This window comes from Microcystis sp. M165S2, from assembly GCF_020245885.1.
Lineage (GTDB): Bacteria > Cyanobacteriota > Cyanobacteriia > Cyanobacteriales > Microcystaceae > Microcystis.
In genome coordinates, this window is record NZ_JADBTZ010000165.1 from 1 (window position 1) to 9,092 (window position 9,092).

Annotated in this window: 8 protein-coding genes and 1 pseudogene; 3 read left to right on the top strand and 6 right to left on the bottom strand. The window is 42.6% G+C overall.

Translation table 11 applies throughout. The features are described from left to right. Positions 1-279: 279 nt before the first annotated feature. A pseudogene (locus tag IM479_RS08540) lies at positions 280-837 on the bottom strand (LOG family protein); the annotation flags it as partial. Positions 838-944: 107 nt separating this feature from the next. Further along, complete coding sequence (locus IM479_RS08545) at positions 945-2,135, bottom strand: tetratricopeptide repeat protein (protein WP_287686090.1); 1,191 nt, start codon at positions 2,133-2,135, stop codon at positions 945-947. A gap of 37 nt (positions 2,136-2,172) precedes the next feature. Between IM479_RS08545 and IM479_RS08550 the strand changes: the two genes are divergently transcribed. Further along, entirely contained in the window at positions 2,173-3,348 is a 1,176-nt protein-coding gene (locus IM479_RS08550; RefSeq protein WP_287686091.1) for an esterase-like activity of phytase family protein, read from the top strand. A 66-nt stretch (positions 3,349-3,414) separates the two neighbouring features. Here the strand turns inward: IM479_RS08550 and IM479_RS08555 are convergent, their stop codons facing one another. From IM479_RS08555 to IM479_RS08565, 3 genes are all read right to left on the bottom strand, one after another. Further along, positions 3,415-3,966 (bottom strand): LabA-like NYN domain-containing protein, encoded by a 552-nt coding sequence (locus IM479_RS08555; protein WP_002764933.1) that lies wholly within the window; start codon positions 3,964-3,966, stop codon positions 3,415-3,417. 261 nt (positions 3,967-4,227) lie between these two features. After that, complete coding sequence (locus IM479_RS08560) at positions 4,228-5,052, bottom strand: sulfurtransferase (RefSeq protein ID WP_287686092.1); 825 nt, start codon at positions 5,050-5,052, stop codon at positions 4,228-4,230. Then, positions 5,021-5,464 carry an ATP-binding protein gene (locus IM479_RS08565; RefSeq protein ID WP_287079837.1) on the bottom strand — a complete coding sequence of 148 codons (444 nt, stop codon included), beginning with the start codon at positions 5,462-5,464 and terminating at the stop codon, positions 5,021-5,023. The genes IM479_RS08560 and IM479_RS08565 overlap by 32 nt, the downstream gene beginning before the upstream one ends. A 174-nt stretch (positions 5,465-5,638) precedes the next feature. On the opposite strand from IM479_RS08565, the gene IM479_RS08570 reads away from it, so the two are divergent. Next, positions 5,639-6,775 (top strand): PP2C family protein-serine/threonine phosphatase, encoded by a 1,137-nt coding sequence (locus IM479_RS08570; protein ID WP_287686093.1) that lies wholly within the window; start codon positions 5,639-5,641, stop codon positions 6,773-6,775. On the opposite strand, the gene IM479_RS08575 is transcribed toward IM479_RS08570, so the two are convergent. Beyond that, positions 6,776-7,099: an STAS domain-containing protein gene (locus tag IM479_RS08575; RefSeq protein ID WP_052275544.1), complete on the bottom strand. Its 324-nt coding sequence runs from the start codon at positions 7,097-7,099 to the stop codon at positions 6,776-6,778. Between the two features lie 145 nt (positions 7,100-7,244). Here IM479_RS08575 and crtO point away from each other — a divergent pair, with 145 nt between their 5' ends. Further along, entirely contained in the window at positions 7,245-8,891 is a 1,647-nt protein-coding gene (gene crtO, locus IM479_RS08580) for a beta-carotene ketolase CrtO (RefSeq protein WP_287686094.1), read from the top strand. The last annotated feature ends 201 nt before the right edge of the window (positions 8,892-9,092 follow it).

A 9,092-nucleotide genomic window follows, 5' to 3' on the forward strand; every position in this document is an offset into this window, starting at 1 on the left:
CCTTTTTGTCTCTTATGCAGACTTTCGAGTTCAAGGGTTCAACTCAATCGAGCCATTCACTACCGCCCACTCAGGGGATTCAAACCAATTTTATTTTAACATCAAGCCGTCCTAAAAGGACGGGGCTTTAACCCAAAATTTCGGTAAGCGTCTCAAAGCAGCAATTCTCATTTTGAAACGATTGTGCGTTGTTTCAGCGATCTAGAGATTCGTTAAAGAATTTTAACCCCTCTATGTGCAAGGGTTTTAATGTCATGAAACCTTAAAATGAGAATTGCTGGTCTCAAAGGCCTCATCTTGCGTACCGAAACCACCGGGGAATAAAGCTACTGCGTCACTTTCCCGCAGAAAAAATAGTTTTCTGGTAAAGAAATATTTAAAATCGATTAATTTGGCATCATTTATGATATAGGGATTAGCCCCCTGTTCAAAGGGTAGCTGAATATTTAATCCGAAGGAATTTTCCCGTCCAGCGCCTTCATTCCCTGCTTGCATGATGCCACCTCCAGCACCGGTTAACACCATAAAACCGTATTGACTGATACGACGTGCGAACTCTACTGCGAGACGGTATTCACTGCTATCGGGTTTGATGCGTGCCGAGCCAAAAATGGTCAGTTTACGAATATGACGGTAGGGGTAAAATACCTGAAATCCCTTTTCTAGATCTTCGATCGCGTAGGTTAAAATTTTCCAATCCAGGCGATCGATTTCCTCCTCGGCAATTCTGACTATTGCTTCCAGAGATCTTTGAATCCATTTACCATCTTTCAAGTGGGGTAAATGTTGCACCAATTTCAGCAAGTCTTCGCTTAATTCAGAATAGGAGTTGTCCATTTATCAGTTATCAGTTATCAGTTATCAGTTATCAGCTTTTTGTTTTGCCGTTAATCAGCGATTTTTCTGGTGAATATCACTACTATCTAGCCTGAGGGCTTATGGTTTCAAAACTGTTCAGGATTATTTATTGCTTGATTAACTTGGGTGATTTGGGTTTGAAAATATTGTTCACGATAACGGATAGCTTGGGCTAATTCCGCACCTTTTTGGAAAGCAAGTAAAGCTTGGGGATAATTTTTTCTCTCTAGATAAATTTGACCGATTTGATCGTAGGTATTCATTAAACCGTAGTAATTATAACCCAATTCATGGACTTTAATTAATTCTTGATAGATTTGTAGAGCATAATCTACCTGTTGATAACTTTTATAGAGTTCGGCCAACTTATTTAAAGCTTCTCCTGCGATGCCGTACTGTTGTAAAGCAAAAGCGAGAGAATAGGCTTCTTGAAAGTTTTGGCTGGCTTTATTTGCATCTTTTAAAGCTTGGTAATCTAAACCAATTTGAATTTTTAGAGCGGGGATTAACTGTATTTGCTGATTTCTGATCTGGGTTTCAGCTATTTCTTCTTTAATTTTTACGGCGTTAGCTGGTTGCAGAGATTCTCGATAAATTTCTGCTAGTCTTTGCAAATAAATTCCTTGAGTTAAAGAATTATTCTGCGTCTTAGAAATAGTTAATAATTCCTCGTAAACTGGGGCGGCTTTTTGATAATCAAAACGGGATAAATGAATTTGACCAAGTTGATTTAAAGTTGCTTCTACTGCTGTGTTATCGCCAGATTGTCTGGCATTAGCTAGGATTTTATCATAGCTAATTATCGCCTCATTAAAAGCGCGTACCTGTTCATAGGATGTACCTAGTAATGCTAATAATTCTCCGTCCATTGTCTGGTTAGTTTCTGCGGTTTGTTGCACAGTTTTTAAACGAGCAGTAATTAATTTAACATCCTCGGTTCGATCTCGATTCCAAGCTGCTAACCCCACTTTTCCCAAAGATTTTACTTCTTCTTTTGCTCCTAAATAACGATTTAATTTAATAACTTCATACCAGATGGGAAAAGCTTCCTCATTTAATCCCGCATCGTATTTAGCTTGAGCTTCAGCATCGCGTCGATCGATGTATAATAGCAGTTGACGACGCTCCAAGGGAGTTAAAGGGCGATCGATTCCGGGTAATAAAGGACTTTGTAGGGGAGTTTCGAGGGGATTGGGTGCAGGGGTTTCTGTTTGTGCTAGGAGAGGAAGGGAAGTACCGATCAAACAGAGCCATAAACTGAGAGAAAAACGTAGCATAATAGACTGATAGGAGCGTAGTAGAGGAGGATATTTTGTGATCGATCGATTCTATAAGAGACTGACTGCCGAAAATTTGCGTTTCCCAATTTTGGGTTTAATTGCTAGTTTGATTGTAACCTTTAGTCTGGCTGCCTGTGGTGTCTCCCCGCAAGTTTTAGCAGAACAACGAATGTTTCTACCCCTCTCGGTCGAGTTTTTGGGAGAATATCAATTACCACAAGCGGATTATCAAGGGACAAGGGTGGGGGGATTATCGGCAATTACCTATGATCGTGCCAATAACCGCTTTTATCTCCTCAGTGATGATCGTTCTCAGAAAGCTCCTGCCCGCTTTTATCGGGCTAGTTTGCAGATAAATGGTGAAAAAATCGAAAAAGTGAATTTAGAGGCAGTCACGTTCCTAAAAGATGGCAAGGGAGAAACGTTTAAAAAGGGATCGATCGACCCGGAAGGTATCGCTTTTTCGCCCCGACAAACTTTGTTTATTTCCAGTGAAGGTGCGGTTAAACAGGGAATTGCTCCTTTTATTGCTGAATTTGATTTGCAGGGACAATTAAAGGAGTCTTTGTTAATTCCTAATCGCTTTTTACCGGATGATAGCAATCAAAAAGGAATACAGGATAATTTAGGGTTTGAATCCTTAACTTTAGGGATTACCAGCACTCTCAAAGACGATCCTTTTCGTTTGTTTACTGCCACAGAAAACGCGTTAATTCAAGATAGTCCCACGGGAAAAAGAGCAGAAAATCTCAGAGTGCGAATTCTTCATTATGTTATTGATCCGATTGGTGCGCCTGTGTTAGTATCAGAACAATTGTATGTGTTAGATGAGCCACCCAGTGGTGCGAGATACTACGGTTTAACGGAATTATTAGCTTTAGAAAAAGAGGGTTATTTTCTCAGTTTAGAGCGAACTTTTGGTTTAGAAGGTTTTGGAGCGAAACTATTTCAGGTAGTTAATGGGAGTGCCACTGATACCTCGAAAATTGCTCGGATACCGGGAGAATTAGAAGCTTTACAGGTGCAACCCTTGCGGAAAAAATTATTACTAGATTTAGGGACTTTGGGGATTGATTTAGATAATTTGGAAGCAATGACCCTCGGTCCAAGATTAGCTGATGGCAGTCGCTCTTTGATTTTAGTCAGTGATGATAATTTTAATCCGAATCAGGTCAATCAGTTTTTACTATTTCGACTCAAGGAAAAATAAACAAGAGATGGTTAATTGCCTCACCTATCCCCTTCTGGGAGAAGGATTGGGGTGAGGGTAGGCCGATTAATAATCACTTTTTTCGATATCTTTGCGAATATCATTCAGGTCAATATAGCGATCGGTGGCATTTCGCAATTCCCTAGCGATCATCCCTTCCGTAGAAACTACGGTAATATGAGTATTTTTAGAGCGCAATAGTTCGATCGCTCGTTCAAAATCGCCATCACCGCTAAATAAAATCACTCGATCGTATTGATCGACGGTATTAAACATATCGACGACAATTTCGATATCTAAATTAGCTTTCTGGGAAAACCGACCGGAACTATCATCATAATATTCTTTCAAAATTTTTGTTCTCACCGTATAACCCAAACTAATTAAAGCATCGCGAAAACCTCTTTGATCTTGGGAATCTTTTAAACCCGTGTACCAAAAGGCATTAATTAACATAATATTCGGGTCGTTGGTGAAGTAATTTAACACCTTACGCGGGTCAAAAAACCAACCATTTTTTTGTTGAGCATAAAACATATTATTGCCATCCACAAAAATCGAAAGGCGATCTTTCGGACGGCCGCCACCATTACAATGACAAAGACCGGCTTCTGTCATACAAAATACATACCTAATTTTTTATAGAGTTTAACTATAAAATTACTTTTTAGTAATTTTACGGGGGAAAACGACTATTCTTTGAGGAATAGCGGTGATTTGAGAGCAAAAAGATAGCAACTAAAATAAAAATTAGCTTTTTTGTCTAGGAGACAAACTAGATAATAGTTTCGGAATAATTAAAAGTGATAATAGGGAGATTGTACAGTAATTAGGTCATTTTGATAATCTTTCTTGATAGATGGGTATCAACAAGGCTGGTTAGATCAGGTAGGAACACCAATCACTCCAACCTCCAGAATATAGCTTAACATTGTCGTATCCGGCTAGGGTAAGGGAAAGGATATTGACACAGGCTGTCACTCCCGAACCACAGTAGAGGATAATTTCTCGATCGCCTTCCCGTTCTTGCCAACGTTGTTTTTGCCGGGCCGGGGGTTGAGAAAAACCCTGACTATCGGTGACTTCTAACCAGGGATAATTAAGCGCCCCCTCGATGTGGCCGGCGATCGGATCGATCGGTTCCCTTTCACCCCGATAGCGATCGCTTTCCCTGGCATCAATTAACACCACTCCCGCTTGCTCTTTTTGCCTTTTTACCTCCTCGATCGTGACTACCCAATCCTGTTGAACTTGGGGGAAAAAAGCGCCGGTTTTCGGCACAGGTATCTGATTGGAGACGGGATAACCGGCATTTAACCAATTTTGCCAACCACCATCGAGAATGCTGACTCGTTCATGGCCGAGATAACGTAATAACCACCAGAGACGACTGGCAAAGGCAAAACGGGAGGCATCGTAGGCGATGACATGAGTTTGACCAGAAATCACCCCTAAAGAGCTTAATTTAGCGGCTATCGTCTGCGGATTCGGTAAAGGATGACGGCCGCCATGACGGGCAACGGGAGCCGATAAATCGCGATCGAGGTGTAAATAGAAGGAATTTTGAATATGATTGGCTAAATACTCTTGATAACCGAGATCGGGATCATTTAATTGAAAACGACAGTCAATAACCATCAGATCGGGGCGATCGAGATTAGTCACTAACCAACTAGGAGAAACGAGGGGCGCGATCGGATTCATGGCGGGAAAATTGTTTAATAATTAACAGACAGTTGCGCTGATCTTCGCTGCGAGTATAACTGAGTTGATCGGCGATTTTTTGGAGGATCGGCAGTCCTTGCCCATGACCAGAGAAACTATAGTCATGATAGGCGTTTTTCTCGATAAAGTCCTCTAAATCGAAGGCGTAACCCCGATCCCAGATGCGAATTTCCATCTGGGATCGGGTAATCTCGATCTCGATCTCGATCGGGATTTCGGGGGGGAGGTGTCGGTGAGCGTGACGGACTGCATTGGTAAAACCTTCGGCAAGAGCAAGCTGACAGTGGAGCCAGTCTTTTTGGGGAATGCCCGCCAGTTTAAATTGCTCAAAATATTTTAAAACGCTATCTAAGGACTTGAGATCGCTATCTACCTGAAAAGAAATCTTCACCCCCGGCTTACCTCTCCAATGCCTTACGCTAGAAGTTATACCATTTTTCCCAAACTATGACTGATGTGTTAGCTCGATTCTGGATTTAATCCCCTGAGAGGGGGACAAGCAAAGTCATCTGTTAGGGAGTCGGGGGTAAGCAGTTAAGATTGAGATAGTCGAGTCACAAAAAAGATGGTACGAATTCTAGTAATTGATGATGATGGAGTAATTCAAACGTTTTTGAGCCGCGCTTTGCGGAAGGAATACGAGGTTTTTATTGCCAGTGATGGGGAAGAAGGATTAAAGCAAGCGGGGCAACTAAAACCAGCGATGATTATTTGTGATTGGATGATGCCGGGGATCGATGGGTTGGAAGTTTGCCGGCAAATTAAGCTCAATCCCCAACTGTCAACCACTTTTTTTATCCTCTTAACTTCTTTGGGATCGGTGGAGGATCGGGTGAAGGGATTGGATGCGGGGGCCGATGATTTTTTATGTAAACCGATCGAGATTAATGAGTTAAGAGCGCGCGTGCGGGCGGGAATTCGTTTGCATCAATTAAGTCATGATCTGCAAGCGCAAAAACAATTACTAGAAATGGAGTTAGCGGAAGCGGCGGAATATGTGCGATCGCTGTTACCAGAACCTTTTATTTCTCGAAAACTTGCTATCGATTTTCGCTTCCTTCCTTCTCGTCGATTGGGGGGGGATGGATTTGATTATTATTGGTTAGATAATGACCATTTGATGTTATATCTTTTAGATGTGGCTGGCCATGGTTTGCGAGCGGCTTTACCTTCCCTTTCGGTGATTAATTTACTCCGTTCCCGTGGTTTAACTCAGGTGAATTACTATCAACCTAATCAGGTTTTACATGGGTTAAATCAAGTTTATCAAATCAGCCCTAAGAATGATAAATATTTTACTATTTGGTACGGAATTTATGATCGCAAACAACAACAGTTAACCTATGCCAGTGCCGGTCATCCCCCGGCAGTTCTCCTGACTCAAAAACCTTTTGGACAGATGATTGAAACCAGACTGAAAGCCCCCGGTTTTCCCATCGGAATGTTTCCAGAAGCAGAATATATCAATCAGGTTCAATCCCTGAATTTCTCCAGTAGCCTTTATCTTTTTAGCGATGGAATTTACGAGATCGATTGTGCTGATGGTAGGATGTGGGGACTAGAGAACTTTCTTCAATCTTTGCAAAATTATCACTGTAATTCTGCCAAAAATCTTGATAATTTTATTGGAGAAATTCAAGTTTTACAATTTGATGGTAATTTTAAGGATGATCTTTCGATCATGCAGGTGGATTTTCGTTAATTAACTTCCGAGGATTTTTTGTTCTAATTCTTCTCGGTTATTAAAAATTTCAAAAACTCGATCCATATCGGTCAATTCAAATAACATTTTTATCTGCTCATTAATCGAGCAGATCAATAGTTTACCCCCCGCAGAACGCACGGTTTTTAAGGATAAAACTAGCGCCCCTAAACCAGAACTATCCATAAAGGTGACATTCTTGAAATCAACGATAATAACCTCTGAACCTCCCTGCACGGCTTCGGCAATTTCTTGGCGAAATTCGCTGGCTTGGTTGCCATCTAAAATACCCGATGGTTGAATGACTTTGATTGAAGAACTCATAAAAAAAAGGAAAAATTAAATGTTTTCTACCTGCTCACTCATAACTGCTCGCTGAAATCTGCTGACAACAGCCAATCTTTAACTATTTTTAACATATTAGGGTCAAGAAAAGCGCAAAATTAAAAATAGGAATTTTTGAAACTGCATGGAAAGTTACGATGTCATCCTCATCGGTGCGGGGCATAATGGTTTAGTTTGTGCCGCCTATCTCCTCAAAGCTGGTTATCGCGTCCTCCTTCTCGAACAGCGTAGCGTACCGGGAGGAGCCGCTACCACAGAAGCGGTTATCCCAGATCTAGCCCCCGATTTTAAGTTTAATCTCTGTGCGATCGATCACGAATTTATCTTTTTGGGGCCAGTAATTGAGGAATTAGAGCTAAAACGCCACGGATTAGAGTATTTATTCTTCGATCCTACCGTTTTCTGTCCCCATCCCTCCGGCCAATATTTTCTTTCCTATCGCTCTCTGGAAAAAACTCACGCCGCAATTGCCCAGTTTTGTCGGCGAGATGCCGATCGCTACCTTCAGTTTATCGACTATTGGGGACAGTTGCTGAATGCGATCGCTCCTTGGTTTAACGCTCCGCCCCAAGATTTGCTCAGAATCGCCCGCAATTATGACTCTAGTGCCTTAGCTAGTGTCTGGAAAGCGATCGGCTCGAAAAAGAAACTGCTCGACTTCATCCGCACGATGATTACTTCCCCCGAAGATGTCCTCAATGAGTGGTTTGAGAGCGAATTTGTGAAAGCACCCCTAGCTCGTCTAGCGGCAGAAATTGGCGCTCCTCCCTCCCAAAAAGGCATTACCTCCGGGATGATGATGATGGCGATGCGTCATTCTCCCGGGGTGGCTCGCCCTCGTGGTGGTACGGGCGCACTAACCGAGGCTCTGGTGAAATGTGTTGTCAGTCTCGGTGGGGTGATTTTAACCGAGCAGAAGGTTAAACAGATTCTAATGGAGGAAGGACAAGCGATCGGGGTTAGAGTGGACTCTGGACAAGAATATCTGGCAAAAGCGGGTGTTATCTCTAATATTGACGCTAGACGAGTCTTTTTACAGTTAGTCGCCCCCGCCGATGTGGATGCCGCCGATCCAGAATTGCGAGAAAGGGTAGAACGGCGAATTGTCAATAACAATGAAACAATTCTTAAAATTGATTGCGCCCTCGCCGAAGCACCAAGGTTCGAGGCTTACGATCACAAAGAGGAGTATTTACAGGGAACGATTCTCATCGCCGATTCCGTGCGTCACGTTGAACAGGCCCACGCTTTAACGATTTTGGGGCAGATTCCCGACGAAAATCCCTCGATGTACCTAGATGTACCCACTATTCTCGATCCCTCCATGGCTCCCCAAGGCAAGCATACCCTCTGGATCGAATTTTTTGCCCCCTATCAGATTGCCGGGGCCGAGGGAACGGGATTAAACGGCACGGGATGGACGGAAGAATTAAAAAATCGCGTGGCCGATCGAGTTCTTGATAAACTGGCCGATTATGCCCCAAATCTCAAATCCGCCATTATTGCCCGTCGGGTGGAAAGTCCGGCCGAATTAGCTAATCGTTTGGGTTCCTATAAAGGTAATTACTATCATCTTGATATGACCTTAGATCAGATGATTTTCCTGCGTCCTTTGCCGGAAATAGCTAACTACAAAACCCCAATTAAAAACCTTTATTTAACTGGGGCAGGAACTCACCCCGGCGGCTCAATTTCGGGAATGCCGGGGCGTAATTGCGCTCAGGTTTTCCTGCGGGATCGAAGCACTTTTCTGCAACGATTATTCAACTAATACTAAATCCGTTGAGTATAGGCTACATAGGGTTTGCGGCAAAAAGTTTTTCTTGGGGGCAGGGTGTGGGGTGTGGGGTGTGGGGTGTAGGGTTTTACCGATTTTCAGGTGGTCAACTACCTAATTTTCAGGGAAAAAGTCCCGGAATTTTCCCCCTGATCACTCCCAGTCCGGTACTTTTTGATTGACAAAAAGTCTAAA